At 62.5% G+C, this 25,758-nt stretch carries 27 protein-coding genes; 12 read left to right on the top strand and 15 right to left on the bottom strand.

Annotated elements, in window-relative coordinates; genetic code table 11:
• Positions 1-43 precede the first annotated feature (43 nt).
• Positions 44-439: a dienelactone hydrolase family protein gene (locus AAFP29_RS16685; RefSeq protein ID WP_419218511.1), complete on the top strand. Its 396-nt coding sequence runs from the start codon at positions 44-46 to the stop codon at positions 437-439.
• A 101-nt stretch (positions 440-540) separates the two neighbouring features.
• The gene (locus tag AAFP29_RS16680; protein WP_419218510.1) at positions 541-2,289 is read left to right on the top strand and encodes a cation:proton antiporter; all 1,749 of its coding nucleotides are present in this window, start codon (positions 541-543) and stop codon (positions 2,287-2,289) included.
• Positions 2,290-2,378: 89 nt separating this feature from the next.
• Here AAFP29_RS16680 and AAFP29_RS16675 read toward each other — a convergent pair whose 3' ends face one another.
• From AAFP29_RS16675 to AAFP29_RS16660, 4 genes are all read right to left on the bottom strand, one after another.
• Positions 2,379-3,383: a DUF6670 family protein gene (locus tag AAFP29_RS16675; protein WP_419218509.1), complete on the bottom strand. Its 1,005-nt coding sequence runs from the start codon at positions 3,381-3,383 to the stop codon at positions 2,379-2,381.
• A gap of 108 nt (positions 3,384-3,491) precedes the next feature.
• The gene (locus AAFP29_RS16670) at positions 3,492-4,004 is read right to left on the bottom strand and encodes a hypothetical protein (RefSeq protein WP_419218508.1); all 513 of its coding nucleotides are present in this window, start codon (positions 4,002-4,004) and stop codon (positions 3,492-3,494) included.
• Complete coding sequence (locus AAFP29_RS16665; protein WP_419218507.1) at positions 4,001-5,179, bottom strand: ABC transporter permease; 1,179 nt, start codon at positions 5,177-5,179, stop codon at positions 4,001-4,003. The genes AAFP29_RS16670 and AAFP29_RS16665 overlap by 4 nt, the downstream gene beginning before the upstream one ends.
• On the bottom strand, positions 5,176-6,015 hold the full coding sequence (locus AAFP29_RS16660) for an ABC transporter ATP-binding protein (protein ID WP_419218506.1): 840 nt from the start codon (positions 6,013-6,015) through the stop codon (positions 5,176-5,178). The genes AAFP29_RS16665 and AAFP29_RS16660 overlap by 4 nt, the downstream gene beginning before the upstream one ends.
• Before the next feature lie 302 nt (positions 6,016-6,317).
• Between AAFP29_RS16660 and AAFP29_RS16655 the strand changes: the two genes are divergently transcribed.
• Positions 6,318-7,784, top strand: a complete 1,467-nt coding sequence (locus tag AAFP29_RS16655; RefSeq protein ID WP_419218505.1) for a DEAD/DEAH box helicase — start codon at positions 6,318-6,320, stop codon at positions 7,782-7,784.
• A gap of 9 nt (positions 7,785-7,793) precedes the next feature.
• On the opposite strand, the gene AAFP29_RS16650 is transcribed toward AAFP29_RS16655, so the two are convergent.
• Together AAFP29_RS16650 and AAFP29_RS16645 are read right to left on the bottom strand one after the other, a co-directional pair.
• Complete coding sequence (locus AAFP29_RS16650; protein ID WP_419218504.1) at positions 7,794-8,114, bottom strand: AzlD domain-containing protein; 321 nt, start codon at positions 8,112-8,114, stop codon at positions 7,794-7,796.
• Positions 8,114-8,836, bottom strand: coding sequence for an AzlC family ABC transporter permease (locus AAFP29_RS16645; protein ID WP_419218503.1), 723 nt, complete (start codon positions 8,834-8,836; stop codon positions 8,114-8,116). The genes AAFP29_RS16650 and AAFP29_RS16645 overlap by 1 nt, the downstream gene beginning before the upstream one ends.
• 18 nt (positions 8,837-8,854) lie before the next feature.
• Here AAFP29_RS16645 and AAFP29_RS16640 point away from each other — a divergent pair, with 18 nt between their 5' ends.
• A complete protein-coding gene (locus AAFP29_RS16640) occupies positions 8,855-9,457 on the top strand; it encodes a helix-turn-helix domain-containing protein (protein ID WP_419218502.1) in 603 nt (200 codons plus the stop codon).
• A 371-nt stretch (positions 9,458-9,828) separates the two neighbouring features.
• Here the strand turns inward: AAFP29_RS16640 and AAFP29_RS16635 are convergent, their stop codons facing one another.
• The 7 genes from AAFP29_RS16635 to rpmB all read right to left on the bottom strand — a co-directional run bounded on the left by AAFP29_RS16635 (position 9,829) and on the right by rpmB (position 13,975).
• Positions 9,829-10,119, bottom strand: a complete 291-nt coding sequence (locus tag AAFP29_RS16635; protein WP_419218501.1) for a GIY-YIG nuclease family protein — start codon at positions 10,117-10,119, stop codon at positions 9,829-9,831.
• A gap of 252 nt (positions 10,120-10,371) precedes the next feature.
• Entirely contained in the window at positions 10,372-11,895 is a 1,524-nt protein-coding gene (locus AAFP29_RS16630) for a 4Fe-4S binding protein (RefSeq protein ID WP_419218500.1), read from the bottom strand.
• Between the two features lie 8 nt (positions 11,896-11,903).
• A complete protein-coding gene (locus tag AAFP29_RS16625) occupies positions 11,904-12,920 on the bottom strand; it encodes an AurF N-oxygenase family protein (protein WP_419218499.1) in 1,017 nt (338 codons plus the stop codon).
• Between the two features lie 67 nt (positions 12,921-12,987).
• The gene (gene rpsR / locus AAFP29_RS16620) at positions 12,988-13,242 is read right to left on the bottom strand and encodes a 30S ribosomal protein S18 (protein WP_419218498.1); all 255 of its coding nucleotides are present in this window, start codon (positions 13,240-13,242) and stop codon (positions 12,988-12,990) included.
• 18 nt (positions 13,243-13,260) lie between these two features.
• Positions 13,261-13,566, bottom strand: a complete 306-nt coding sequence (gene rpsN, locus AAFP29_RS16615; RefSeq protein WP_419218497.1) for a 30S ribosomal protein S14 — start codon at positions 13,564-13,566, stop codon at positions 13,261-13,263.
• A gap of 5 nt (positions 13,567-13,571) precedes the next feature.
• Positions 13,572-13,742: a 50S ribosomal protein L33 gene (gene rpmG / locus AAFP29_RS16610; protein WP_170323114.1), complete on the bottom strand. Its 171-nt coding sequence runs from the start codon at positions 13,740-13,742 to the stop codon at positions 13,572-13,574.
• Positions 13,739-13,975 (bottom strand): 50S ribosomal protein L28, encoded by a 237-nt coding sequence (gene rpmB / locus AAFP29_RS16605; RefSeq protein ID WP_419218762.1) that lies wholly within the window; start codon positions 13,973-13,975, stop codon positions 13,739-13,741. The genes rpmG and rpmB overlap by 4 nt, the downstream gene beginning before the upstream one ends.
• Positions 13,976-14,105: 130 nt before the next feature.
• Here rpmB and mrf point away from each other — a divergent pair, with 130 nt between their 5' ends.
• Together mrf and AAFP29_RS16595 are read left to right on the top strand one after the other, a co-directional pair.
• Positions 14,106-15,392 carry a ribosome hibernation factor-recruiting GTPase MRF gene (gene mrf / locus AAFP29_RS16600; RefSeq protein WP_419218496.1) on the top strand — a complete coding sequence of 429 codons (1,287 nt, stop codon included), beginning with the start codon at positions 14,106-14,108 and terminating at the stop codon, positions 15,390-15,392.
• A complete protein-coding gene (locus AAFP29_RS16595; RefSeq protein WP_419218495.1) occupies positions 15,389-15,661 on the top strand; it encodes a type B 50S ribosomal protein L31 in 273 nt (90 codons plus the stop codon). The genes mrf and AAFP29_RS16595 overlap by 4 nt, the downstream gene beginning before the upstream one ends.
• A 384-nt stretch (positions 15,662-16,045) precedes the next feature.
• Here AAFP29_RS16595 and AAFP29_RS16590 read toward each other — a convergent pair whose 3' ends face one another.
• Positions 16,046-16,432, bottom strand: coding sequence for a hypothetical protein (locus AAFP29_RS16590; protein WP_419218494.1), 387 nt, complete (start codon positions 16,430-16,432; stop codon positions 16,046-16,048).
• 213 nt (positions 16,433-16,645) lie between these two features.
• On the opposite strand from AAFP29_RS16590, the gene AAFP29_RS16585 reads away from it, so the two are divergent.
• The 5 genes from AAFP29_RS16585 (at position 16,646) to AAFP29_RS16565 (ending at position 22,906) form a co-directional block, all read left to right on the top strand.
• On the top strand, positions 16,646-17,512 hold the full coding sequence (locus AAFP29_RS16585; RefSeq protein ID WP_419218493.1) for a universal stress protein: 867 nt from the start codon (positions 16,646-16,648) through the stop codon (positions 17,510-17,512).
• Positions 17,513-17,542: 30 nt separating this feature from the next.
• Positions 17,543-18,559 carry a patatin-like phospholipase family protein gene (locus AAFP29_RS16580; RefSeq protein WP_419218492.1) on the top strand — a complete coding sequence of 339 codons (1,017 nt, stop codon included), beginning with the start codon at positions 17,543-17,545 and terminating at the stop codon, positions 18,557-18,559.
• Complete coding sequence (locus AAFP29_RS16575) at positions 18,556-19,785, top strand: MFS transporter (protein WP_419218491.1); 1,230 nt, start codon at positions 18,556-18,558, stop codon at positions 19,783-19,785. Before AAFP29_RS16580 ends, AAFP29_RS16575 begins: the two co-directional genes overlap by 4 nt.
• 28 nt (positions 19,786-19,813) lie before the next feature.
• A complete protein-coding gene (locus AAFP29_RS16570; RefSeq protein ID WP_419218490.1) occupies positions 19,814-21,070 on the top strand; it encodes an arginine deiminase family protein in 1,257 nt (418 codons plus the stop codon).
• 216 nt (positions 21,071-21,286) lie between these two features.
• Complete coding sequence (locus tag AAFP29_RS16565) at positions 21,287-22,906, top strand: BCCT family transporter (RefSeq protein WP_419218489.1); 1,620 nt, start codon at positions 21,287-21,289, stop codon at positions 22,904-22,906.
• 154 nt (positions 22,907-23,060) lie between these two features.
• On the opposite strand, the gene AAFP29_RS16560 is transcribed toward AAFP29_RS16565, so the two are convergent.
• A complete protein-coding gene (locus AAFP29_RS16560; protein WP_419218761.1) occupies positions 23,061-24,668 on the bottom strand; it encodes a dolichyl-phosphate-mannose--protein mannosyltransferase in 1,608 nt (535 codons plus the stop codon).
• 34 nt (positions 24,669-24,702) lie between these two features.
• Between AAFP29_RS16560 and rsmI the strand changes: the two genes are divergently transcribed.
• Positions 24,703-25,545, top strand: coding sequence for a 16S rRNA (cytidine(1402)-2'-O)-methyltransferase (gene rsmI / locus AAFP29_RS16555; protein ID WP_419218488.1), 843 nt, complete (start codon positions 24,703-24,705; stop codon positions 25,543-25,545).
• Positions 25,546-25,758 lie beyond the last annotated feature (213 nt).

Genomic DNA, 25,758 nt, shown 5'->3' with positions numbered 1-25,758 from the left:
GCTAGATTGGATCTTAAAGCCGCCGAACAAGATTGAGTCCGACATGACCGATACCGTGAACCCTCGCCAGAACGTCACTTTCGACAGTTCGGGAGTCCAAGCCCACGGCTATCTCGCGATTCCGAAGTCGCGGTCGGGCAGTGGCGTCATCCTGATTCAGGAATGGTGGGGCCTCGACGACCATACGGTCGACGCCGACTACCACGGTCTCGCTGCGCCAGTCCTCGGTCACTTCGGCGCACAGGACGCCAGCATCCCGGCGTCGATGTTGGAGCAATTGCGCGAGAAGATCGCCGAGCAGTCCGGCATCGACGCCGACTTGCGGCTATATCCGGCCGGCCACGCCTTCTACAACTCGACTCGGCCAAGCTATCACCATGGATCTGCCGAAAAGGCATGGACGACAACGGTGGAGTTCCTGCGCACTCAAGTGAATTGAGGGCCTTGCCGCCGCTGCGCCGGTGGCGTTCTTGTTCTTATAGCACCGGTCGCGTCCTCGCCTTCCAGCGAAACCGGTGGCGATGAGGAAAGGTAAGGAACGTGGATTTCATTACCTATGCCGTAGTCGGCATTCTGATCGTCGCCGCGGCGAATGCGCTCGGGCCCAAACTCGCGCTAGCCCCCGCGTTGATCCTGGTGCCGGTAGGCGTGGCGATCAGCTTTCTCCCTTTCGTCTCGGCAGTGGAGATCGATCCGGAATGGATTCTGGTGGGAGTGCTTCCACCGCTGCTGTATTCGGCGGCGGTGTCCATGCCCACCATGGACTTTCGTCGGGACTTCACCGCGATCAGTGGGCTTTCCGTGCTTCTCGTAATTCTCAGCGCGGTCGTCCTCGGCCTCATCATGTCCCTGCTGATTCCGGGGGTGAACCTCGCAACTGGCATCGCGCTGGGCGCCATCATCAGCCCGACCGATGCTGTTGCCACGCAAATGGTCAAGAAGCTGGGCGCCCCACCCCGAGTCGTCGCGGTCTTGGAAGGGGAGAGTCTGCTCAATGACGCCACCGCATTGGTGCTGCTGCGTGCGGCAGTTGCCGCGATGGCGGGCGGCATCTCTTTCGGCGGTGTCGCACTGGACTTCGTGTGGGCGGTTGTCGCGGCGGTAGCCGTGGGTGTCGTGATTGGTGGAGCCAACTTGTGGCTGCGTGCACGGATCACCAATCCCGCTGTCAATACGGCGATTTCGTTCACCGTTCCTTATCTGGCATACCTGCCGACCGAGCATGTCCACGCCTCCGGATTGGTGGCGGCGGTGACCGCGGGTTTGGTCACCGGACGTGGCGCGGCCAAGTTCTTCAAACCGCAGCATCGAGTTTCCGACGCACAGAATTGGCGGACCATCGAACTACTCCTCGAGGGAGGCGTGTTCTTCCTGATGGGACTGGAACTGTGGGGGTTGATTGGCGATGTTCACGAGGAGCACAGCAGCGCGCTCGTCGCGCTATGGGTCGGACTCGTGGCGTTGGCCGTCACCCTGGCCGTGCGCGCGCTCTTCGTCGCACCGCTTCTCTCCGGGCTGGCGCGTAGCGCGCGCCGCGGCGAATCCATCAAGCCGCGATTACAGGATCTCGGTGAGCGACTCACGCCGTCGGATGGTGAGCCGGTGACACTGCCTCAACGGAAGCCAATCGGACGCACCGGAAAAGACGGCGCGGTGCGTAATCATTCGCCGGAACAGTTGGCGCGCTTCAGTTTTCGAGTGAACCGCAAACTCGCCGACATCGACTATTACCTCTCGGCGCCGCTGGGGCCCAAGGAAGCGAGCCTGGTGGTGTGGGCCGGGATGCGTGGAGTCGTCACGGTTGCCGCGGCGCAGACACTGCCGGCCGATACGACGTCGCGTTCGCTGCTCGTCCTGACCGCCTTCACGGCCGCCGCGGCATCGTTGCTCATTCAGGGGGGAACTTTGCCGCTGGTGATGCGGGCCCTCCACATCCCCGATACGTCGGCCGAACAAGCCGAGGAGCGCGAGCGGTTGCATCTGGAGATGCGTCAGACTGCGCAACGCGCCATCGCTGAGTCCGGATATCTCGACACGATTCCCGGGTTGCGCGAACGTTTCGGGGCGTTTCTGAAGACGGCCGAACAGGAGGAGGATCAGGAGCAGCATCTGACGCCGCTGGCCCGAGAGAATTTCGTCAAGGCGCGCCTGACGATGATCGACGGGCAGCGCAGCGAGTTGCTCCGGCTCCGCGATGAGGGCGTATACAGCGCTGCGGTTCTCACCGCTGAGCTCGCGATCCTCGACGCCGAAGAAATCAGTCTGCGGATGAGAACCGAAGACGACTAGTTGCGCCGCACCCCGGGTTGATTCACAACGGTTCGCTGACGGCTGGCGAATGCCCAGACAGGATCACTCGCGGTTCGGATGTGTCGCGCCTATCGGCGGTCGATCCATTCGATATATCCGCGCCCGCTGATCGGTTCGCCGCGCAAAGATCCGGTGTATTCATAGCTGCCCGCGAATCCCGCGGCCATGCCGTATGCCCAATCGTCATTGCTGATGCCGACGATCTTGATCAGTTCATCGCCCTCGGCATCGTCGACACGCCAGGTGAACCGGCCGGGAAGGGGCATTGCAAGACCATCGGGTGTGGTGATGACCGAACCGGGCTCGGTTACCTGATGGGCGAATCCACGTTGATAGGTGGAACCACCGGCGTTGAGGTCACGTACGAACACCATTCGCTGAATCGGGAGTCCGCCCGGGCCGCTGAGGTCGGTCATCAGGACTTGTGTCGTCGGCGTCACATTGAGGATTTGATAGGTGAAGAAGTGGATTGGCAATGGTGCCTGTCGTCCCCGCGCGTACTCGTAGGTGCACAGACCCGCGGTATCGACACTGTTTCCACCGATGGTGAACGTGCCGGTGTATTCACAGAGCACACTCCAATGGTCGTAGACCGACGGAATGTGTGCGAAGTGGGAGACCGCATCGGTCGGCTTGATGCTGAGTTCGACGCGTACGTCGTCGACGGCGGCGGTCATTTGAATTCCGTTGGCGGAGTGTTCGATTCGCACCGCGTCGCCGAACCGTAAATCTGAACCGTCGGCAGCCAGTTCACATTCGGACTCGATGCCGTACTGGCGAAAGCTATTGCGGGTAGCCGCGGAGCCAACGAGGAGCCATGCGGTGTCATCGCCTGCTGTTTTGGCGAGCGAGGGGACCGAGAACGCGCGAACGCGCTTGGCGGTACCCAGGACCGAAATCATGTCGAAGAACTGAAAGGGAGCGGGCAGGTCCGGAACCATGATTCCGTAGTGCACTATCTTCCACCGATCAACAGCAGGATGCTGCGGGGTCGTCGGGTCAAACGCTGCACGATTGAGTGAATCTATGCGGTTGACCTGCGAGCCGACGGCGTTGTAAATCCGAGACAGCATTCGGAGTTCCTCACGATAGGAGATATGACTCGCTGGTCAATTTAACCTCGACTGAGATCGGATGCAAGTGGCGATGTTGTGCCTAGTTCCCTCGAAATGACGCCTATTTCATCGCGGCACGGCCGGTCGACGCGCGGACCGGATCAACGCCACGAGCGTCGCGACACACGACAGTGCGAATCCGCCCCCGATCATCACCCCGATCATTCCGACCAGAAAGAGGCCGGTCGAGTCCTTGGTCGACGCGATGATTGCCCATGTCAGCGCGTAGGCGAGCGTTGTCGACGCGGCCGCGGCGAGTGCCCCGGCCCAAATGTGGCGCGCGCGGGCGGTGGCGAATGCGCAGACGCCTGCCGCGCACAAGGCGGTCCCGACGAGTTGCCAAAACCCATATGGCCCTTCAATACTCCCGTTGGGGTACCTGGTGAACCCCACTTCCCAAGTCAAGAACGCTGCCGCGCTTGCCACCCCACCGATGACACCCAGCGCGCTTACGACGGTCAGCGACGCGCCGCGTGAAAGCGGCTGTTCCGACTTCGCGATGACGGCCACCAACACTGCCGCGATCGCTGCGGGAACGGCAGCGAAGACTGCGATGACAACGAGGGTGTACAGACTCATGCGATGCGTACTCCGCGACTCAGTTTCGTTGCAGGTACCCGCAGGCGGCGTGCGGCGATGAGCAGGCCCGCAGCGCCGATCGCGAGATTTACCAACAGCCCGAGGTACCAGCTATCCCCAACGCGTGAATTCTCATGGCGCCGCTCGCGTGCCCAATAAGAGTCTGTGTCACTGCGTCCTCCCCGGCTGTATCGAACGGACTGCGTGTCGGAGCAGCGTAAGTCGGCGATATACGGGGGCGTTCGAGCTCCGGAGACGAGACGGGACATGTCGACTGCGACCGACCGGCCGTTGGTATCCCAGTTGTCAGGATCGGCGGCGCGCGTGCCGTCATGCGGTGCGAGAGCGTCTGCGGTGATGGTAAATGGATTCGGCAGCAGCAGCCACCAGATACGTTCGGTGTGGTTGAACTTCACGGACTCCACCTTGTCGGTGCATACGCCCGCGTCGTCGTAGCCGGACGGGTAGCTGTACTCCTGTCGGACAACGTCGTGGCGTTCGGCGGTGCTCTCGTAAAGCAGGCCGAACAATGCGGGTAGCCCCAGGATCAGGAAGATTACCGTCGCCTGGGTGAGCACTGCCGAGCCCGCTGGCCGCGACGTCAGCGATGAGAGCCCCAAACCTATTCCGCCGTAACACAAGAACAGCAGCGCGAGTATCGCGACACCAAGGATCGCCGGGCCCACGCCATAGGGTGAGGTAGTAATCGCCCAGATCAAGTACGGGCTCGCGATCAGGACTACGACTAGCGAAGCCAGCCAGTTCGCGAACAGCTTGCCAAGCGCGAGTTGCCAATTGGTGATTGATGTGACCTGAACGACGGCCAGCGTCGCATCCTTGCGGTCGCCGTTGATTGACGTTGCGGCCAACGTGGGGGCCAAGATGATGCCGACGAACATCAGTATTGAAATCAAGATTGCGTAGAAGTTGACCGTCCACTCACGGTAAGTGGCGTCAAATGCGTTGACGGCCAGGTACAACGACCCCAATACGCCAAGGGAAACAAATGCGAACAGCACGCACAGTGTGATGCGCCAGCGCGTAGTGCGCAGGCGTTGGCGTAATTCCAGGCCGACGATCACGCCAATGATTCGAAGCCAATCCAGCACGGTGTTTCCTTGCTCGTCGATTGTTGGTTCGGGGTTGCGCTTTGTGGGCTGGGCAGTAGACATCATCGACGCACCGGATCCAACGCCAGGTAGGCATCTTCGAGATGACCTGAGACGCGGGTGAACTCGGCAATCTGCACACCTGAACCGATGAGTCGGGTCAGGTAGTCCGCCGCCGCCCGCTCGTCGGGAAAGTCGATGGTTTCGGCTTCGCCGATGGGCTGGTCGATACGCCGGATGCGCCATCGAGGTTCAGTCGGTGCATGATAGATCTCGGTGCGGCCGGCTGTCATCAGAACCACGTCGTCGACCATCTCCGACAACTCGGTGAGGATATGGGACGACAACAGGATGGCGGCGCCATTGTCGGCCAGGCGGCGTAGATGATCGCGGAGTTCGACACGCGATCGCGGGTCCATCCCGGAAGCAGGCTCGTCGAGGAGCAGGATATTGGGACTGTTCATCAGAGTGCGCGCGAAGCCGAGTCGTTGTTTCTGCCCGCGGGAGAGTTCGTGAGCCTTCTTGTCTGCGAACTCGCTCAGATAGACCTGCGATAGCAGGTCATCCGCCCGAGCCCGTGCCGATGTGGTCGATTGCCCGTACAGGCGGCCGAAGGTCGTCAAGATCTCGCGGCTGGTGAGGCTCTCCCAGGTCCCGAAGGTATCCGGCATCCACCCGACTTGCCGACGTAGTTCGCGTGGTGACACCGGTGTGTTGTCGATGCCGATGGAGCCGGTATCTGGCGCGAGCAGGCCGGCGAGCATAAGGAGCAGGGTTGTCTTGCCGGCCCCGTTCGGGCCGACCAGTCCGCATATCCGGCCGGCGGGAAGAGTGAGGTCTGCGGCTTGAACGGCAACATGTCCCCGAAAAGCGCGTGACAGCCCCGACGCATCAAGTGTCATTTAGAGAATTTACCATGGCTTATCGTGAATAGTCGGCGAGACTGAGTGGTGAACGCCTCATCGCCTCGATTCGAAGTAATGGCATCGCTGGGGTAGAATTGACAATATTGATCCGCGTTTCGGCGCTGGATCACGCGTCGTAGAACGCCTCCTTTTGCCGGATCCCACCGGCCAGATGACTTCATACGGCGAACGAATGCGCACACCTGCGCCTTCGCCATTCGATTCCTCCGGATCGTCACACCAGGGCCTCGCGCCATGCTGTTTCGGGTGAATCATGTTGCCGGAAAGGCAGTTTAAGTTTGAGTACCACGTTTGAATCCTTCGGTGTCCCCGCGGCGATTGTGAAAGTCCTTGCCGCGCAGGGAAAGACCGAAGCATTTCCGATCCAGGTCGACACCCTGCCGGATACCCTCGCCGGTGATGACGTACTTGGTCGCGGCAAGACCGGATCGGGTAAGACCCTTGCCTTCTCCATTCCGATGGCTGCCGGATTGGCCGAGTTGGAGGTCACGCGCAAGCCGGGGGCGCCGACCGGGCTGGTCCTGGCTCCGACCCGCGAGCTCGCCACCCAGATCGCCGACGTCCTCACCCCACTGGCGCAGGCCGTTGGACTGACCGTCACCACTGTGTTCGGCGGCGTCAAGCAGGCTCGCCAGGAGCAGGCGTTCCGCCGCGGTGTCGACATCGTCGTCGCGTGCCCCGGACGGCTGGAAGATCTCATGCGGCAGAAGATCGTTCGCCTCGACAATGTCGAAATCACCGTGCTTGACGAGGCCGACCATATGGCCGACCTTGGCTTCCTGCCGGTCGTCACTCGTATCCTCGCCGCAACGCCAGCCGATGGCCAGCGCCTACTCTTCTCGGCGACGCTCGACAACGGTGTCGACAAGCTCGTCAAGCGCTTCTTGCACGACCCGAAGATGCACTCGGTTGACGAGGCTAACTCGCCGGTCGCGCAGATGACTCACCACGTATTCGAAGCCGCTTCAACCGCGGATAAGAATGACCTGGTGCGTGAATTGGCGTCAGGTACCGGACGTCGGATCCTCTTCATGCGTACCAAGCATCAGGCCAAGAAGCTGGCCAAAAAGCTTACCGCCGAAGGAGTTCCGGCGGTTGACCTGCACGGAAACCTCTCCCAGGCCCAGCGTGACCGCAATCTCGCCGCTTTCGGCGGCGACGGCGCCCGCGTTCTGGTAGCCACCGACGTCGCGGCCCGTGGCGTACATGTCGACGGCGTGGAACTTGTTGTCCACGTCGATCCGCCGGCCGAGCATAAGGCCTATCTACACCGCTCCGGCCGCACTGCGCGTGCCGGTAGTGATGGTGATGTCGTCACCATCTGCTTGCCTGAGCAGCGCAGCGATCTGCGAAAGCTGTTGAGCAAGGCGAAGATTGACGTGAAACCACAGCGAGTGGATGCAAAGTCGACAGTCGTGGGCGAACTGGTCGGCGAACGCGCCGCGTACGTCAAGCCCGAACCGGTCGCAGCCGCACCGCAGCGCAGCGGCGGCGGTCGTTCGTCGGGCAATCGGTCCGGTGGGCGTCCGTCCAGCGGCCGCAGCGGTGGCGCTCGTCGTACCAATGGCGAGGGCGGCCAGGCGCGCCGGTCGGGCGGAGCTGAAGGCCGCAATGCCAACGGGCATAACACTTCCGGTCGTCCCTCGGGCGGCCAGCGCGGCGGTTCGTCGACTGCGGGGCATCAGCCCGGTCGTCGCCGCAGCGGAGCGGCACAGGGCGCTCGGCGCCCCGCGCGTCAAGGCTGATTCAGGTCGTCAAGCCACTCCGACGGCTCGCAGTGCCGCCGTGGTGCCGGCCGCCGCGACGATTACGACGATGAGCGGTGCGCGCAGCACGGCGGCCAGAACGCCTACGGCTACGCCGATCGGTCTAGCCGGCCCAGCGATGTCGGAACCGATGAATAGCGTGCTGGTTAACGCGACGGCGATCAGTAATACGATCGTCGCGCGTTCCAGTACCGCCTCGGCCTTTGGCGTGATGTCCAGGCGCGCCCGCAGTAGCGGCCCGGCGACTCGGATTAGATAGGTGCCGCCGGCCAAAAGCGTTACAGCGCCGGCGAATTGCCATCCAGTCATCAAGACACCAGGATCTTGTCGTCGGAGCGCTGGGTGTCGGCTTTGTGCTGACCTTCCGGTGTCTCGCCGCGGCGGGTAATGACCCATCCGAGCGGAATGCCGACAAGGGCGAGTACCACCGGCAGGCCCGCAGTGACGAAACCCGCGGTTGCGATAGCCATGGCTCCACCGAATATTGCGGCCCAACGGGTTTCGCGATTACGCAGCGCGGGGATTGCCAGCGCGAACAAGAGCGCGGGGAATGCGGCGTCGAGTCCAAGTGTCTCCGGTGAGACTACTTGTCCGATCACGCTGCCGGTGAGTGCGCCGAGCGGCCACGACGCCGCCACGCCGATGCCGCACAGGAAGAAGGCCCGCCGAGCGGCGTTGAGGTCTGTATGCGGCGCGGCGTATACGGCGGTCTCGTCGTTGACGAAATGCGCAGCCGCCAGTCCGCGCCATCCGCGCGGCAGATAGCGCCCGGCGGACAGGCCGTAGGAGATGTTTCGTGCGTTGACAAGTAGTCCGGCGAGCGCGCCGACTATCGGTACGCCGCCGGCCGCGACGACTGAGATCAGGACGAATTCCGAAGATCCGGCCAGAACCGCGCATGCCATGAGGAGAATCTGCCACCAGGCCAGCCCAATGGCGTGAGCGGCGGCGCCATATGACGCGCCGATAACCCACATCGATGCCGCAATGACGACGACATCGCGGGGGATTGTTCTCCATGGCGAACGCATGGCCACTATGATGGACCCATGGACGAGATCCGTCAAGATGAACGATCGGCCGGTATGTCGAACGATCGTAGTAGGGTAAGCCCGCAGCAGTTAGTCGCCGCCGCTCTGAAGCGGGAACGCACGAGAGTCGGGCTGTCGATCGCCGAGTTGGCCCGACGGGCAGGGATCGGTAAGTCGACGTTGTCGCAGCTAGAAACTGGCGACGGAAATCCCAGCGTTGAGACGCTGTGGGCGCTGAGTCTGGCTCTCGGAGTGCAGTTTTCGGCGCTCGTCGACGCTCCGGCGCCGACGGTCGAAGTGATCAGACTGGGCGACGGGCCGGTGATCAAGGCGGGTGAGGCGGACGACTACTCGTCGACTCTCATGTCGGCGGCGCGTCCGGGAACGCGGCGCGATATTTACCTGATCCGCGCTGAACCGGGCCGGCCTCGGGTGTCCGAACCACACGCGCGTGGAGTCACCGAACATGTGATCATCAGCGCTGGACGAGCGCGAGTCGGCCCAACCGATCACGCGGTAGAACTCGCCCCAGGTGACTACATGAGCTACGCGGGCGACCTGGAGCATATCTTCGACGCATTAGAGCCGGGCACGATTGCGGTACTGATCAGCGAATTCTGACGGCGGGCCGCTCACTTCCGCTGGTCGAGTGACCTCCTCCGCTGGTCGAGTGCCGGACGCCGAGCTTGCGTGGTGCTCACTTCCGTTGGTCGAGTGCCGGACGCCGAGCTTGCGTGGTGCTCACTTCCGTTGGTCGAGTGCCGGACGCCGAGCTTGCGTGGTGCTCACTTCCGTTGGTCGAGTGCCGGACGCCGAGCTTGCGTGGTGCTCACTTCCGTTGGTCGAGTGCCGGACGCCGAGCTTGCGTGGTGCTCACTTCCGTTGGTCGAGTGCCGGACGCCGAGCTTGCGAGGTGTCTGGTGTATCGAGACCCCGCAACCCGAAATACCAACGCGCCCAACAGGTCCGCCGCCGCAACACTCAGCCGGAAATCACTCGCGATCGAATGATTTCTTGGACAGTCCTGGAAGCAAATCGAATCGCCCCTCGATGAGCGCCCGACGTTTGGCGCGCGACCAGTTCTGCACGCGTTTCTCCAGCGCATACGCTTCGTCGATCGTTTCGAACTCCGCCTGGTAGACGAGTTCTACGGGCAATCGGCGCCTGGTGTACTTGGCGCCCTTCCCAGAATTGTGCTGACTTACGCGCTTTTCGACGTCGACGGTACTTCCGACGTAGAAACTGTCGTCAGCGCACCGCAGTATGTACATGTGCCCGCCCATGCGCCGACTATGGTGCAGAATTCTGGACGGCGCAATCGGTTATCCACAGGGTGTGGATAGTTGAGTGCTGCGGGTGGCTGGGTTGGGCGTTTCGTCTTGCGTGGTCTCGATACACCAGACACCTCGCAAGCTCGGTGCCTGGCACTCGACCGACGGAGGGTTGGCGCCTGGCACTCGACCGGCGGAGGGTTGGTGTCTGGCACTCGACCGGCCGAGGGTTGGCGTCTGGCACTCGACCAGCGGCCGACTGCCCTATACGACAGCCGAAGCCAACACTCCGGCTTCCAAGTCCTCCCGCAGCATCGCTACCGTCTCGGTTGAGTCGGTCTTGTTGGTGCCAATGAAGCCGGACGGTCCACGCTTGATCCACCCGGTCACGTAGACGCCTCGCATTGGTCCTTGGCCGTCGAGAACTCGGCCACGGTCGTTCGGTATCACGCCGCGCGCATCGTCGAATGGCAGGCCGGGTACGGCAACACCGCGGTAGCCGATTGACGTCAGCACTAATCCAGCGTCCACGTTGACGCTGGCACCCGTAGCTTTCGCCGCACCTGATGTGTCGATCTCGTTGATACCCAACCGAATTCCGGAAACGGTGCCCTCCGCATCGACGAGGATCTCTTCAGGCGAACGGCGGAAGGCCAACCGGATCGTCTTTCCGGCGCGAACGCGGCGTGCCGATATTTCGCGAAGCAGTGCAATCTTCTCAGCGGCAACGTGGTCGCCGGGATGGCCTTGTGCCGCAGGCAATTCAGGTAGCGCTCCGAGCTCAAGCGGATCCACGGTGACATTGGCTCCGCCGTCGGCCAGGCCAACCAACTCGGGCAGGGTAAACGCGGCGACCTCTGGGCCGCGCCGCCCGACTACGAGTACCTCCGATACGGCCGACTTCCGAAGCGTAACGAGTGCGCGACGCGAAATCGACGTATTGGCAAGGTATTCCGGATCCGCGGTGAGGATACGAGCGACGTCGAGAGCCACGTTTCCGTTGCCGACCAGTACTACTCGCTCGCTCGACAAATCGAAATCCAAATCGGCGAAATCAGGATGGCCGTTGTACCACCCGACGAACGAGGTCGCGCTCGCACAGCCGACCGCTTCGACGCCGGGCACAGTCAACGGGCGATCCGTCCGCGCACCGCCGGCCCAGATGACTGCCTGGTGCCGCGACCTCAGCTCGTCGAGCGTTATGTCGCGCCCAACCTCGGTGTTGAGCAGAATGTTCAGTCGTGGGTCCCGAGCCACAGTGTCGAAAAGCCGCATGACAGTGCGGGTTTCGGTGTGATCAGGTGCCACTCCGAAGCGGGCGAGCCCGAACGGTGTCGACAATCGCTCGTATATCGTCACTTCGACACGTGGGTACCGCAGCAGCTCATCTGCCGCGTACATCGCCGACGGTCCGGATCCGACAATGGCCACCGATACGGGCTTTGTGCCCGAAATGCGCAGCGGTGTCGGATGATCCATCGGTGCCATCGGCAGTCGGAACTTCTGGTCCACCGGAAAGCGAACGTCGCCGGCCGAATCGCCGTACTGCCCGGCGTTGATGTCAAGGAAGCGCTGTTGGTTGTCGGGCAGTCGATGTCCCGGCTTGATCGCGCCGACCGGACACGCGCTTACACACGCTCCGCAGTCCACGCAGGTCGATGGATCGATGTACAGCATTTCCGCCGTGCCGAAATCCGGCTCATCCGGCGTCGGGTGGATGCAGTTGACGGGGCATGCGTAGACGCAGGAGGCGTCGCCGCAGCACGCCTGGGTTACTACATGGGGCATGGGTTAGGTCAGGCCGCCCGGTACAGCGGCTCGCTGCGGAAGCGCGACGACCGTCCGTCGATCCCCATTGCCTTCCAGATCCGGCGGGATACCGGGTTCATCAGGCCACACTGATCGCCGAGCATGCGCACATCACCGAACACGTTGTGCAGGAACGCCTTCGAGTCTTCCGAACGCCAGAACATTTCCTTCATGACTGAATCTGGCACGTCGAAGCGACGCTGGAACTCCTTCGGCGGGACCACGATCGCACCGCACAGTACACGCATCACGATAGGGAAGACGAGCGATAACAGGAATCGCTGGATGCGCCCCTTCGCCGGAACGGTCTCGCGCAGCAGGTTGTGTGCGAAGGAGATGTGGCGAGCTTCCTCGGCGACATGTAACTGCATGACCGCAGCCATTGTTGGGTGAAGCTTGGAGCCGGTGCGTAGGAAGTCCTTCTGGATGTGATCGATCGGCTCTTCGCCGCCGAGTACACCGAAGAAGAAGATGGTCGGAAAGATCGTCGATGCCAAGGGCACAAATGGCGAGATCAGCCGGTGGCCGAGTTTGGCACCGGGCACGTCCATACCCGAGCGGTTGACGAACTCCTGAAACATCAGAGTGTGGTTGCACTCTTCTTTGGCCTCGTGGGTGGTGTACCGAAATTCCTTGGCGCCGTTGGGCAATTTGAAGCTGTACTGCATCAAGCCCCGGATCAGGATCGACTCGAACTGCAAGCCCACCTTCGCGACATTGGCCTGACGCCACATGCCGACCTCAATCTGCTTCTCCAGCGGAAGCGATTTGTACCAGTCGGATCGTCCGATGGGGTCGGCCTCGGTCGACAGTACCCAGCGCGGGTCGTTCGGGACGACCGCCATATGCGGAGCGTCCCAATCGATGTCGATGTAGGGGTCGAAATTGCGTCGCACTGACGCGTCGGACAGATCGTCCAGGAGCTGTGCGTAGTCACCGCTCTCGTCATCTGCGGGTGCGGGGACGTATTTTTGGGCTTTGCCACCATCGAGTGTGCTGGTCATAGCGCAACGTTAGCAACATCCATTGTCACAATCCAGGGCGGCACCAAATTAATTGCAACTGTGCAGGTCAGCGTCCTGGTCGGCTTGTCTTTCCGAATGGAAGCAGCGCCATTTCCCGCGCGTTTCGGATGGCGGTCGCTACCTGACGCTGTTGCTGCGGAGTCAAACCGGTGACCCGGCGGCTCCGGATCTTGCCATTGTCGGAAAGGAATTGTCGTAGCAGCGCGACGTCGTGGTAGCTGATGGGTTCGGTGTGCCCGGCGAGGGGATTCGAGCGAGGTTTCGCCGGAGCGGCCGGGCGAGGTGAACGTTTGGTTCCCATGTTTTCTGTCTTTCTCGATTACCAGCTGGACTTTGCGATACCCGGAAGTTCGCCGCGGTGCGCCATCTCGCGGAAACGCACGCGCGACAAACCGGCCTTTCCGATGTAGCCACGCGGACGGCCGTCAACGACGTCGCGGTTGCGAACTCGCGTCGCGCTCGCGTCGCGGGGCTGGCGTCGAAGTTCGGCGGTTGCCGCCAAGGCGGCTTGCGGCGTCGATGCCGGGTTCGCGATGATCGCCTTCAACTCGGTCCGCCGCTCGGCGTATCTGGCGACGAGGACTTTGCGCCGTTCGTTCCGAATGATCTTGGATTTCTTGGCCATTGGGCTCAGCGCTCCTCTTTGAAGTCGACGTGGCGCCGCACGACTGGGTCGTATTTGCGCAAGACCAGACGGTCCGGGTCGTTGCGGCGATTCTTGCGTGTCACGTAGGTGTATCCGGTGCCCGCCGTGGATTTGAGTTTCACGATCGGACGAATATCGGTGCTTTTGGACATCAGACCTTCTCCCCGCGAGTGCGAATCGCGGCGACCACGGCTTCGATCCCGTCGCGATCGATTGTCTTTATGCCTTTCGTCGAGACGCGCAGGGTGATAGTGCGTCCCTCGCTGGGCAGGTAGTAACGACGCCGCTGAATATTCGGGTTCCAGCGGCGGGAGGTTCGCTTGTGTGAATGCGAAACCTGTTTGCCGAAGCCGGGTTTGCGCCCGGTGACTTGGCAGTGCGCGGACATGTCCTCGTCCTTCTCTGAGTAGGTATGCATGATTGTTAATGAAAACGATTGGCGTTAGCCGATCTGTCACGCTACAGTCGAAGTCGTTCAAATGGAAATCGTTTCCAACAGCAGGCTTTGGAGGTGGAGTATGTCCGACGATGGGCGGACGCCGGTCGTGATGGTCGCCGGACTGGACGCGCGTGCGACAGCCCGCGCAGCGGAAGCGCTGGTGGTCGCGGGAGTCACCCTTGTTCACCATGATGTGAGCCGCCTGTCCGAGGGGGTGGTGGTCGCAACGGTTCGTAGCGTCGATCTCGGTGGCGAGGAACGCATTGCGGTGAATGAGCTCCAGCTTGAGCATGGCTGTGTGTCGTGCACATTGAGGGCGGATCTGTTGCCACTGTTGCGCCGGCTGCATCGAAGGTCTTCGGTGGAAAGTATTGTGCTGCAACTTGACCCAACAATGGAACCGGAACAAGTCAGCTGGGCAATCAGCCACGTCGTGGTCGCCGACATGCCGGGATTCACCGACGCGCCGGCCGGCGCCGACGTCGACGTACGCGCGACCATCGCCTGCGTCGAGGAAGATGCGTGGCTCACTGCCGCGACGGGTGACGAAGAGATGCCCGGTTCGGTCGATGATGACGAGCGGACCCTCGCGCAGGTCGCCGTCGGACAGGTGCGGTTTGCCGACGCGCTCATCGTCGCAGGTTGTGATCCCGCCATGCGCGAGCCCTGGGACTCTGCGAGGCTGATGGCGGTGTTGAAACGCTTGGCACCGAACGCGCCGACGATGATCGAACTGCCGCAGCGTCGTCTTACCCCAATTCTTATGGCGCAGTTGATGACTGCGATCCCTGATAGTGCGCGACGAGGTCGAGTCGCTGGGCCGCACGACCCGCTCCTGGATGGTCAGCCGCCGTTGGATGAAGACTGCGGTGTCCGCTTGGTGGAGTTCAACTCCGACCGGCCATTTCACCCACAACGGCTGCACGATGCCATTGATTCACTGCTCGACGGGGTGGTCAGCGCGCAGGGCAGGCTATGGCTGGCGAGTCATCCCGATGATGCGCTCTGGCTTGAAGGTGCTGGCGGCGGGCTGCGTATCGCTGCAGGTGCGCCGTGGCTTGCCGCTATGGAGCCGGAGGAGAGATCCTTCGAAGATCCTGCGCGCGTGGCGATGTCGGCGCTGCGGTGGGATCCGGTCTATGGCGATCGGCACAGCGCGATCGTCGTGCTGATTCACCGTCCAGACGGCGGTCGTATCCAGGACGCATTGCGGTCCGCATGCCTGACCGATGAGGAAATGGCTGGCGGACAACAACTTTGGGATACGTTTGACAGTCCGTTCGGCATGTCGCATGTCGAGCCCTGCGACGACGTCGAGCTTCCCGATCCCACAACTCGATCCACCGGAGAAAGGCGAAACCCATGAGCCCGCAACAGAAATTGCCCGCGACCACAGCCGACATTGACTATCACCCGGTAGTCTTCGCCGACGCTAACACCGGGAAGCGATTCCTCACCCGCTCGACGGCGACGTCGGCATCGACTGTGCAGTGGGAGGACGGCAACACCTACCCACTGATCACGGTCGACGTGACAAGTGATTCACACCCGTTCTGGACGGGCACGGCGCGCCGGATGGATACCGCGGGCCGCGTCGAGCGATTCGAACGTCGGTACGGGAAGCGGAGCCGGTAGGGGGCGTCGGGCTGATCGCTGCGCCCGACGTCGCAGACTTTAGCGCCAACTGAAATCTGCGGGGCCAGAGTCTTCGAGGGCGAATCTCCCTCGCCTCGCCCGACGTCGCAGACTTCAGTACTGGCTGGAAGCGGCAGAGCCACGGGTTGCGAGGAGTATCTGCCCCTGTGCGCTGTGATGCCGCAGTTTCGGGCGGCGCGCCGCTGATATCTGCACGACCAGCGCCTGTAGGGGAGCATTTCCCTCGCTTGGTCCGACGTCGCAGACTTCAGCAGCGGCTCGAAACTGCACGGGCAGCGCCTGCGGGGGAGTGCTGCCCTCGCCTCGCCCGACGTCGCAGATTTCAGCCTGACCCGACGAGGCCTCCCGCCGCCCAGCCGACCCTCACTCAGACTTCAACACGACATTGCCCGCCGACATGAACAACATCAAGGCGAGGCACAGCAGGAACCATGCCGCACCCTGCCACACACCCCAGCGACGACCGCTGCGATACGCGAGGTAGGTCCGGACCAAGGCGGTGAGCCCGCCGATCAGCATGATCGCCGGTGCGGCGAGGAGTAACGCGGTCCGCAGGGTGTCGCTGGAGGCGGCTGCGACGAGGAGGACGGCGATCGAGAAGCCCGCGGTTACGACGCTATGTACCACTGCCCGACGGAGTGATCCGTCCGATCCGCGCAGATCTGACGGATCGGACTGGGGCACCGACCGCTGCGCCCTGGCGCTGTCCGCCGAGTCTGAGGGCTGGTGTTTGTCGGCCGAATTGGTCACACCGTCAACGGTACTCGTTTGCCCGATTTGCCTTTGTCATGCCCCGGACGTGCGAGAGCGCTGGTTTTCGACGGTTCTCGGCGTGCCGGGCAGGTCGGCTCGGGTCAAAGGTCCATTGCCGGGCATCGGGCAAACGGGCACGATGGGTAGTGGGCCGGCGGCACCGCTGGAAACCCGCGGGTTGTTCGATACAGCTGAGGAGTACAGACAAAAATGGCGAAATTCGTTGTCGGAGTGGATAGTTCGGAAGCGTCGACCAAGGCGGTCCGGTGGGCTGCGCATGCCGCCGCAATTGAGGAAGCCGACCTTACGTTGGTAAGCGCCTACGACGCGAGTGTCAGCAATTACGCACCGGGGCTGGTGATTCCCCAAGATGTGGTCGATGCGATTAGTGCAGAGGCACGCGAAACGGCCGACGCCGCCGCGACCGTCGCCGCGGAAGTCGCTCCCGATCTCCGGGTGTCGACAACGGTGGTTGAGGGCGACGCGGCCGGTGCATTGCTGGAAGTAGGTAAAGACGCCACTGTCGTCGTGGGGACGCGCGGTCTTGGAAGTATCCGTGGGCTGTTGCTTGGTTCGGTGAGTATCTCGGTAGCCGCGCATCACCACGGCCGTTCGGTCATTGTCGAAGGTGACTCGGCTCTTAACCCCGACGGTCCGGTCGTGGTTGGTGTCAGCGATGATCCAGTCAGCGACCCGGCCGTCGCCGAAGCGTACCGGCAGGCATCGCTGCGAAATGTGAAACTCATTGCAGTGCATACATGGTCACAACTCGACGCGGATGCGCTACACGGTTACGGAATCGAACCCGACGCTATCGCGCGGATGTCCGACGACGCCGTCGAAGCGCTCGCCGAGCGGATGGCCGGCTATGCCGCCGACTACCCCGACGTCGAGGTTGAGCGACGCGTGCTGCCTGACGATCCGGCGAAAGCCGTCGTCGAAGCGGCGGGTGATACCGCATCGTTGATCATCGTCGGCAGTCGTGGTCGGGGTGGATTCCGCGGCTTGTTGCTCGGCTCGACCAGCCAAAAGGTGCTGCATCACGCGACCTGCCCGGTGATGGTGGTCCGCCAATAAGGCTCTGGCACTCGGCGATACGCTGAGGGTATGGCGAAACCTAGGCGTGTGGCGGTCGCACTCGGCAGTGGCGGGGCCCGCGGCTACGCACATATCGGAGTTCTCAACGAACTCGACGCCCGGGGTTTCGAGGTGGTGACGGTTTCCGGTTCGTCGATGGGTGCGTTGGTCGGCGGCCTGTACAGCGCGGGAAAACTCGACGACTATGTCGACTGGACCAGCAAGCTGACCCAGCTCGATGTGGTGCGACTACTCGATATCTCCCTCTCCAAGCCCGGGGTGATCGCCGCCGAACGTATTTTGGCGCGGGTACGCGAAATCCTCGGCGACGTCATGATCGAAGAGTTGCCGATCCCGTTCACCGCCGTCGCCACCGATCTCAACGCCGGTCGCTCGGTCTGGTTTCAACGAGGCAGCCTGGTCGACGCGATCCGCGCGTCGATCGCCATTCCCGGCGTGATCAGCCCACATGTCTACGACGGCCGGGTCTTCGGCGACGGCGGCATCCTCGATGCCTTGCCGATCTCGCCGACGACGTCGGTGATCAGTGACCTCACCATCGGCGTGATTCTCGGCTCCGACGGAGTGCCCGATATGGGCTTCGAGCCAGCGGCGGTCGATACCGCCGTGCGTCCGGACACGATTTGGCGGCGCAGTTCGCGGACGTTCATGGACAGCGATTTCATGAGGTCGGTGCGCGACCGCTTCGGCAGCGAAGGTCATCTGCCCGATGGCGACCCCGCCGAACCGATACCTGACGCTGCGGGTGGCGCGGTGGTCGACGCCGGACCGGCGGTGATCGCCGATCCGGGTGCCGAGGTCCTCGCCAAGATGGGGCGGTTCGACGTCCTCAGTCGTTCCCTCGACATCATGCAAGACACGCTGACGCGCTACCAGTTGGCCCGTACTCCACCTGATCTGATGATTCGAGTTCCGCGAAAGTCGGTTCGCACCTTGGATTTCCATAAGGCAGGCGAGATGATCGAACTCGGCCGCAGATTGGCCGCAGAGTCCCTCGATCGGCTCGATTCCGGGAGTGGCACGTGAGCGCTGGCACCGTCCGGTCGAGTGCAAGGAGTGCTATCCCGCGCGGTATCTGGGTGCTGTTGGCAGCGAATGTGGTTATCGCCCTTGGATTCGGGTTGGTCGCACCGGCCTTGCCGTCCTTCGCGCACAGCTTCAACGTCGGGCTGACCGCGGCATCGGCGATCGTGTCGGTATTCGCCGTCATGCGATTGGTCTTCGCGCCGACGGCGGGGCGTCTGGTCACTAAACTAGGCGAGCGACGTGTCTATCTGACCGGCCTGTTCATCGTCGCGGTGAGCACTTTCGCAACTGCATTCGCCCAAACCTATTGGCAGTTATTGCTTTTCCGCGGTTTGGGCGGCATCGGCTCGACGATGTTCACGGTTTCGGCGATGGCGCTGCTGATCCGGATGTCGCCACCGGATATTCGCGGAAAGGTATCGGGGTACTTCTCCGCGGGGTTCCTGATTGGAAATATCACTGGCCCGTTAATCGGCAGTGCATTGGTGTCGTACGGGCTGCGGTTGCCGTTCATCGTGTACTCGGTTGCGCTACTGGTCGCACTGCTCGTGGTCGCGACTGCGCTCGGCGATGCACATCGGGTGGCAACCACTGGCGGGACTGTGTTGGCCGATCCGCTGACCCTGCGGGAAGCCTTGCGCGACAGCACCTATCGGGCCATCCTCGCATCCAACTTCGCCCAGGGGTGGGCGTCGATGGGCGTGCGAGTCGCGGTGGTGCCTTTGATGATCACCGAAGGGCTGCAGCGGGGAGCCGCGTGGGCCGGCATTGTGATGGCGGCATTCGCCGCCGGCAACGTGGTCGCGATCTTGCTGGCGGGCAGGCTGTCTGACCTACGTGGCCGGCGCGTGATCATGTTGCCGGGACTCGCGGTGACGGCGGTGTCGACCGCGGTGTTCGGTCTGCCAACGCAGTTGGCGGTCGTGCTGGTTCTCTCGGTGATCGCGGGTGCCGGCGCAGGGCTGTTCGCGCCGACACAGCAGGCCGCCCTCGCCGATGTGCTCGGTTCCCGAGCGCAGGGTGGGTCAGCGCTCGCGACATTTGGGATGGCCGCCGATTGTGGTGCGGTCAGCGGTCCGATCATCGTCGGCTACCTGGCCCAGCAACTCGGGTTCGGGGTGGCCTTCGCGGCTACCGGCGCGGTGCTCGCGGTGGCCTTCGTGATGTGGGTCTTCGCGCGTGAATCGGCTCCGGCGGCGATACTGATACCGGAGACCGGCGAGTGAACATCGCCAATGGCGACGGGAGAAGGTGATGGCAGGCGGGGCAGACGGACTATCGACGGCGCGACTGCCGGACGGAACGACGCCTGGTGTTACCACCGAAACGGCTCCGTTGCGCGCCGTCATGCTGCATCGTCCCGGTGATGAGATCCAGCGGGTGACGCCCCGTGATACTGACCGATTGTTAACGGGCTCAGCGCGACTCGAGTGTATTCAGCAGGCACATGACTCCCTTGCCGACGTGCTCAGGAACCGCGACGTTGCGGTGTACCTGCTTGGTGAGCTGTTAGTCGAGACCATCGCGGTCAGCGGCGCCGCCCGGATCCAGGGCATCGCAGCGGCCGTCCGCCCGCGGCGACTCGGAGTGCAACTGGCCGGTGAACTCTCCGCGTATCTGCGTGGGCTTCCCGCAGCCGGTCTCGCTGAAATTCTGATCGCAGGAATGACCTTCGACGAATTGCCGAGGCACGACGCTCGGTCGGTGCCACTGGACGGTACTTCGCTTGTGCGGCAGATGCATCACGGTGATGACTTCGCGATCGACCCGCTGCCCAACCTTCTCTTCGCGCGCGACAGTTCGTTTTGGATCGGACAACGGTTCGCCATCGCCTCGTTGGCTTCCGTTGCGCGAGAACGTGAATCGTCGCTGACTGATCTCATCTACGCCCACCATCCGATGTTCAGCGGTACGCGTCGGGCCTATGGATCTCAGGTGGTTCCGGTCGAAGGTGGCGACGTGTTGTTGCTCTCGGCGGGCGTCGCGGTTGTCGGGGTCAGCGAACGCACCACACCTGCCGGGGCAGAATCGTTGGCGCGCAGTCTCTTCGATGACGATCTAGCGCATACCGTGCTTGCGGTACCGATCGACCGTCGGGTTGCGCACACCCGGTTGGACACCCTGGTGACGATGGTCGACACCGATACCCTTCTCGTCGGCCGGTCCGCCGCGATGTCCCTCGTCGCCTACACGATTCGATCGCGCGACGACGGCGGCGTTCGCGTCGAAACCCCGCGGCCGTTTCAGCAGGCGGCGGCCGAAGCGGTGGGTACAACCGAGATGCGGCTCATCCAAAGCCGTCCCGGCTCCGACGATGTCGAGTCGAATGTCGAGGTCGGCAATCTCCTGTCCGTCGCACCCGGCGTGGTTATCGCGTACGACGAGAGTGTTGAGACGAACAGGCGTCTGGTCGATGCCGGCATCGAAGTCCTCGAGATCGACGGCAGCAAGCTGGTTTCCGTCCGAGGTGGACCTCGTGGATTGGTGTGTCCGTTGATTCGGCAGTTCTAGCAGATCAAAGGCGGTATTGACGGAAATTTCAGTTAACGATGACGTACCGAAAGTCGCGAAAAGTTGATAGTTCGAGGCGATCTTTGTTTGTGTATCTAGGTGGCCTCTACTAGAAATCATACGAAACGCACAGTAAATGAAAAGGAACCTTCAACATCGCGCCCACGGGTCGACCCCTGGGTATTCGGCGTCACGGCGGCATTCGTCGTAGGCTTTGTGATCTGGGGCTTAGTAGCTTCCGACAGCCTCAACAACGCAACCGGCAAGGCGCTCGGCTGGATCACCGACAATCTTGGTTGGCTATTCATCCTGGCCGCCACCGGATTCGTAATCTTCGCGCTCTTCCTGGCGTTAAGCAAATATGGCAAAATCCCACTCGGCCAAGACGGGGAAAAGCCCGAATTCCGAACCGTCAGTTGGATTGCGATGATGTTCAGCGCCGGTATGGGCATCGGGCTGATGTTCTTCGGGTCCTATGAACCGTTGCGGCACTTCATGTTCGCGCCGCCGGGAACGAACGGCCGCGACGTCGGCATCGCGATGGCCACGACGATGTTCCACTGGGGATTTCACCCGTGGGCGATGTATGCGGTCGTCGGTTTGGCCATCGGCTACAGCACTTTTCGACTGGGGCGCGGCCAGTTGCTCTCAGCGGTGTTCGCTCCCATCCTTGGCCACCGGGCCAACGGCGCAGGTGGCAAGGTAATCGACATTTTGGCAATATTCGCAACGCTTTTCGGCACCGTTGCATCCCTGGGCCTCGGCGCATTGCAGATTGGCTCGGGTATGCAATCGGCGAACTGGGTCAACGAGCCAAGCAAGTTACTGCTCGTGGCGATCATCGCGGTCCTCACCGCTGCCTTCGTCGCGTCGGCGGTTTCCGGTGTGGCCAAAGGGATTCAGTGGCTATCCAATATCAACATGGTGCTGGCGTTAGTGCTGGCTGTCTTCGTATTCGTCGTTGGCCCAACGGTTTTCATTCTCAACCTGCTGCCGACCAGCTTGGGCGCCTACGCGACCGATATCACCACATTCTCCGCACGATCGTCGGCGACTGTTGATGGCGACGGTCAGAGCTGGTTGGCCGGGTGGACCATCTTCTACTGGGCCTGGTGGGTGTCGTGGACACCCTTCGTCGGAATGTTCCTGGCGAAAATCTCCAGGGGCCGCACCATTCGCGAGTTTGTCATCGGTGTGATGGTCGTTCCGACAACAGTGTCATTGGTCTGGTTCTGCGTGTTCGGCGGCGCGGCGATCCGGCAGCAGGAGCAGAATAAGCTGCCTGGCGTTCCGGACAGTATGACCGCCAAAGCCTTTGACGCACTGTCAGATTCGATTCTCTTCAAGATGCTCGACACGTTGCCCTGGTTCCCGATAGCCGCGGGCCTGGTGATGTTGTTGGTGGCGATCTTCTTCGTCTCGGGTGCCGACTCGGCGTCGTTGGTAATGGGTACGCTCTCGCAGCGCGGGGTGGCCGAGCCGAGCAAATGGGTGACGATCTTTTGGGGTGTGCTCACCGGAGCTGTGGCGGCGTTGCTGCTGGCGATACGAGAGGATGCGCTCGATGGAATCAAACAGATGGCGATTATCGCCGCCTTGCCATTCGTGGTGGTGATGATCGGTATGTGTGTCTCGCTCTACATGGACCTGCGCAAGGACCCTCTCGTCGTCGCACGGGAAGAGTTGCTCAGTCAGGTGGACCAGCACATCAGGACCCAGGCCCAGGAAATCGCCGGTGACGACTTCGGACCGTCCGACGACCGGGCCACCACGGATATCGATACGTCAGAAGTGATCGTGGCCGAGGCGTCGTCTAGTGGTGACGCGCAAAAGTGAGTGAACGTCCGCAAAGGGGCGGCGTCGAATAACCTGCGCCGCGAATAAAGTCTGGTGATAGTCCGTCGGGTGGGGGCAACTTGCCCCTGGTCGACGGACTATCTCCGGAAGATCCCAGGTCTGGTGGGGCGGAGGGAAGCCGAGCGCTGCGCAACTATCCCCAGCTGGGCAACCAGATCTGCAGTCGCCAGGTCTCCTGGCTGATCGGAGCTCCGGTAAGGATCGGCCAGAGCCACAAGAAATTCGCGATGACCATCCCGGTGTAAAGGCAGACGACCAGGATCGCCAGGATATGCCTCTCCGGTCTTCGCGAGGCGGTTCGAGCTGTTGCCGACAGGATGTCGCCGCAACACAATGCCAGGCCCATCACCAGGAACGGTGCCATCGCGGTGGCATAGAAGAAATACATCTGGCGATCGAGGTTGGCGAACCACGGGAGGAAGGCCGCGCCGTAGCCGACGAGTACCGCGGCATATCGCCAGTCCCGCCGAACCACCACTGCCCACAATCCCCAGGCGAGCATCGGCAGCGCGAGCCACCACATCGCGGGCGTGCCGACCAACATCTGTGCGCGCACGCAATCGCCGCTACCGCATTTGTCGGGCCCGTTCTCGATGGCGTAGAGCATCGGTCGCAGGCCCATCGGCCACGTCCACGGTTTGGACTCCCACGGATGGTGATTGCCGGCCGAATTGGTCAGTCCCTCATGGAAGTTCAGGATGCTCGACTCGTAGTACCAAAGCGATCGCCAAGCGGCGGGCACCCACGCCCACGGACCGACCAGCCCGACAGTATTGCCGACCTGATAGCGGTAGACCGAAGTCTCGCTATTGAACCAGGGGATGAAGGCAAGTAGATAGATGATTACCGGCATCACGGCCAGGCTCATCCCGGATGGCACTACGTCTCGCACCAGCGTTCCGACCCACGGTCGCTGAACGTGATAGGCGCGACGGGCCGCAACATCGAAGCCGAGCGCGAGGATGACGAAGAAGATGACGAAGTAGATGCCCGACCATTTGGTTCCGCAGGTGAGACCCAACATCACACCCGATGTGAAACGCCACCAGCGAAAGCCGAGCCGTGGGCCGAACCGACTGTCACTGATCCGGCCTTCGACATACACCCGGTGCATACGCTCGCGCATCTGATCGCGGTCGGCAATCAGAGCGGTGAACGCCGCGAGCATGAAGAACGCCTGGAATATGTCGAGCATCCCGAGTCGGGACTGCACGACCAGCACACCGTCGCAGATCGCGAAAATACCGGCGAGCGCGCCAATGAGCGTCGAGCGCGACATCCGTCGCACCACCAGATAGACCATCATGATGATGCCGATGCCGCAGAGCGCCGGCATGATCCGCCAGCCGAGCGGGGTGTAGCCGAATACCGACTCACCGATCGCCAGCATCCATTTGCCGACCGGCGGATGAACCACCAGGCCGTAGGCGGGATTGTCCTCAATCCAGTTGCCGCCGGTCAGGACCTGCCAGCCCTGGGGCACATAGTGCTTCTCGTCGAAGACGGGAGTGCCCTGATCAGTTGGGTAAACCAGCGCCCAAAAGCGCGTGACGGTGGCCAGTATCAGGATCACCAGGCCGACCCATCGACCGCGGAACCGGTCGGTTGGGCCGAAGATCGGGCGGGGAATCGTGCGGCCTGGTCGACTGCCGAGGTCAGTTGAGTTCTCGACAGAATCTTGAGCCAACGGACCGGGCGCTGTCGAGTTTGCGTCCAGCACGGCAGAAGTCACCCAACCGATCCTAGAGGTCGATGCCGCGCATAGGGTGGATGACATGACTTCGTCGACCGCGGGCCGTTTGATTCTGGCCGCGACACCGATGGGGCAATACGGCGACGCGTCACCGCGGTTGCGGCAGATGCTGGCCGACGCCGACATCGTCGCCGCCGAAGACACCCGGCGCGCCAGGGCGCTCGCCGCCGGCCTCGAAGTGTCTATCGGTGGGCGGCTCATCAGTTACTACGACCAGGTGGAGGCGGCCCGAACGCCGGGGCTCGTCGAGGCGATCCGCGGTGGCGCGGACGTTCTGGTCATCACCGATGCGGGCATGCCCTCGGTGAGCGATCCGGGTTTTAAACTCGTCGCCGCTTGTGCTGACGCCGGGTTGAGAGTGACATGTTTGCCGGGCCCGTCGGCGGTGACGACCGCACTGGCCGTGTCGGGCCTGCCCTCCGAGCGGTTCTGCTTCGACGGCTTCGCGCCGCGCAAGGCAGGCGCGCGAACCGCGTGGCTCTCGACATTGGCAACTGAACCGCGCACCGTCGTGTTCTTTGAATCGCCGCACCGTTTGGCCGATACGTTGGCGGCGGCGTCGAAGGTCCTTGGCGGGAGCCGAAACGCGGTGGTGTGCCGAGAGTTGACCAAAACGTACGAAGAGGTCCGGCGGGGCGATCTGGCGGCATTGGCAGCGTGGGCGGCGGAAGGCGTACGGGGCGAGATCACCGTCGTACTGGCACCGGCCGTCGCCGTCGATGCAGACCCGGCCGATCTGGTGACTGACGTCGAGGCGTTGGTCGCTGACGGACTGCGCCTCAAAGACGCGTGCGGACAGGTGGCAACCGCGGCGGGAGTGTCCCGGCGAGAGTTATACGAGGCGGTGCTAACAGCGCGAGGTTAGGTGCTTCCCGGTGGTCGAGTGCCGAGGAGCGTTAGCGACGAGGTGTATCGAGACTCCGTGAGTGGTGTGGAGAAGTGTTGGGGTGCTTGGGGGTTGGGTTGGTGTGTTGCGTGGTCTCGATACACCGGCAGACTCGCAAGCTCGTCTGTCGGCACTCGACCATCGGGGGTGTTGCGTGGTCTCGATACACCGGCAGGCTCGCAAGCTCGTCTG

The sequence above is a fragment of the Gordonia sp. CPCC 205333 genome (assembly GCF_048537885.1).
In the GTDB taxonomy this organism is placed as follows: Bacteria; Actinomycetota; Actinomycetes; order Mycobacteriales; family Mycobacteriaceae; genus Gordonia.
The sequence above is the reverse complement of the archived record's forward strand: the minus strand, read 5'-3'. Positions and strand labels throughout refer to the sequence as shown.

Coding starts and splice junctions, on each gene's coding strand:
- AAFP29_RS16685 (WP_419218511.1), top strand. CDS start 44: ATGACCGATACCGTGAACCCTCGCCAGAACGTCACTTTCGACAGTTCG.
- AAFP29_RS16675 (WP_419218509.1), bottom strand. CDS start 3,383: ATGCTGTCTCGGATTTACAACGCCGTCGGCTCGCAGGTCAACCGCATA.
- AAFP29_RS16670 (WP_419218508.1), bottom strand. CDS start 4,004: ATGAGTCTGTACACCCTCGTTGTCATCGCAGTCTTCGCTGCCGTTCCC.
- AAFP29_RS16665 (WP_419218507.1), bottom strand. CDS start 5,179: ATGATGTCTACTGCCCAGCCCACAAAGCGCAACCCCGAACCAACAATC.
- AAFP29_RS16660 (WP_419218506.1), bottom strand. CDS start 6,015: ATGACACTTGATGCGTCGGGGCTGTCACGCGCTTTTCGGGGACATGTT.
- AAFP29_RS16650 (WP_419218504.1), bottom strand. CDS start 8,114: ATGACTGGATGGCAATTCGCCGGCGCTGTAACGCTTTTGGCCGGCGGC.
- AAFP29_RS16645 (WP_419218503.1), bottom strand. CDS start 8,836: ATGCGTTCGCCATGGAGAACAATCCCCCGCGATGTCGTCGTCATTGCG.
- AAFP29_RS16640 (WP_419218502.1), top strand. CDS start 8,855: ATGGACGAGATCCGTCAAGATGAACGATCGGCCGGTATGTCGAACGAT.
- AAFP29_RS16635 (WP_419218501.1), bottom strand. CDS start 10,119: ATGGGCGGGCACATGTACATACTGCGGTGCGCTGACGACAGTTTCTAC.
- AAFP29_RS16630 (WP_419218500.1), bottom strand. CDS start 11,895: ATGCCCCATGTAGTAACCCAGGCGTGCTGCGGCGACGCCTCCTGCGTC.
- AAFP29_RS16625 (WP_419218499.1), bottom strand. CDS start 12,920: ATGACCAGCACACTCGATGGTGGCAAAGCCCAAAAATACGTCCCCGCA.
- rpsR (WP_419218498.1), bottom strand. CDS start 13,242: ATGGGAACCAAACGTTCACCTCGCCCGGCCGCTCCGGCGAAACCTCGC.
- rpsN (WP_419218497.1), bottom strand. CDS start 13,566: ATGGCCAAGAAATCCAAGATCATTCGGAACGAACGGCGCAAAGTCCTC.
- rpmB (WP_419218762.1), bottom strand. CDS start 13,975: ATGTCCGCGCACTGCCAAGTCACCGGGCGCAAACCCGGCTTCGGCAAA.
- mrf (WP_419218496.1), top strand. CDS start 14,106: ATGTCCGACGATGGGCGGACGCCGGTCGTGATGGTCGCCGGACTGGAC.
- AAFP29_RS16595 (WP_419218495.1), top strand. CDS start 15,389: ATGAGCCCGCAACAGAAATTGCCCGCGACCACAGCCGACATTGACTAT.
- AAFP29_RS16585 (WP_419218493.1), top strand. CDS start 16,646: ATGGCGAAATTCGTTGTCGGAGTGGATAGTTCGGAAGCGTCGACCAAG.
- AAFP29_RS16580 (WP_419218492.1), top strand. CDS start 17,543: ATGGCGAAACCTAGGCGTGTGGCGGTCGCACTCGGCAGTGGCGGGGCC.
- AAFP29_RS16570 (WP_419218490.1), top strand. CDS start 19,814: ATGGCAGGCGGGGCAGACGGACTATCGACGGCGCGACTGCCGGACGGA.
- rsmI (WP_419218488.1), top strand. CDS start 24,703: ATGACTTCGTCGACCGCGGGCCGTTTGATTCTGGCCGCGACACCGATG.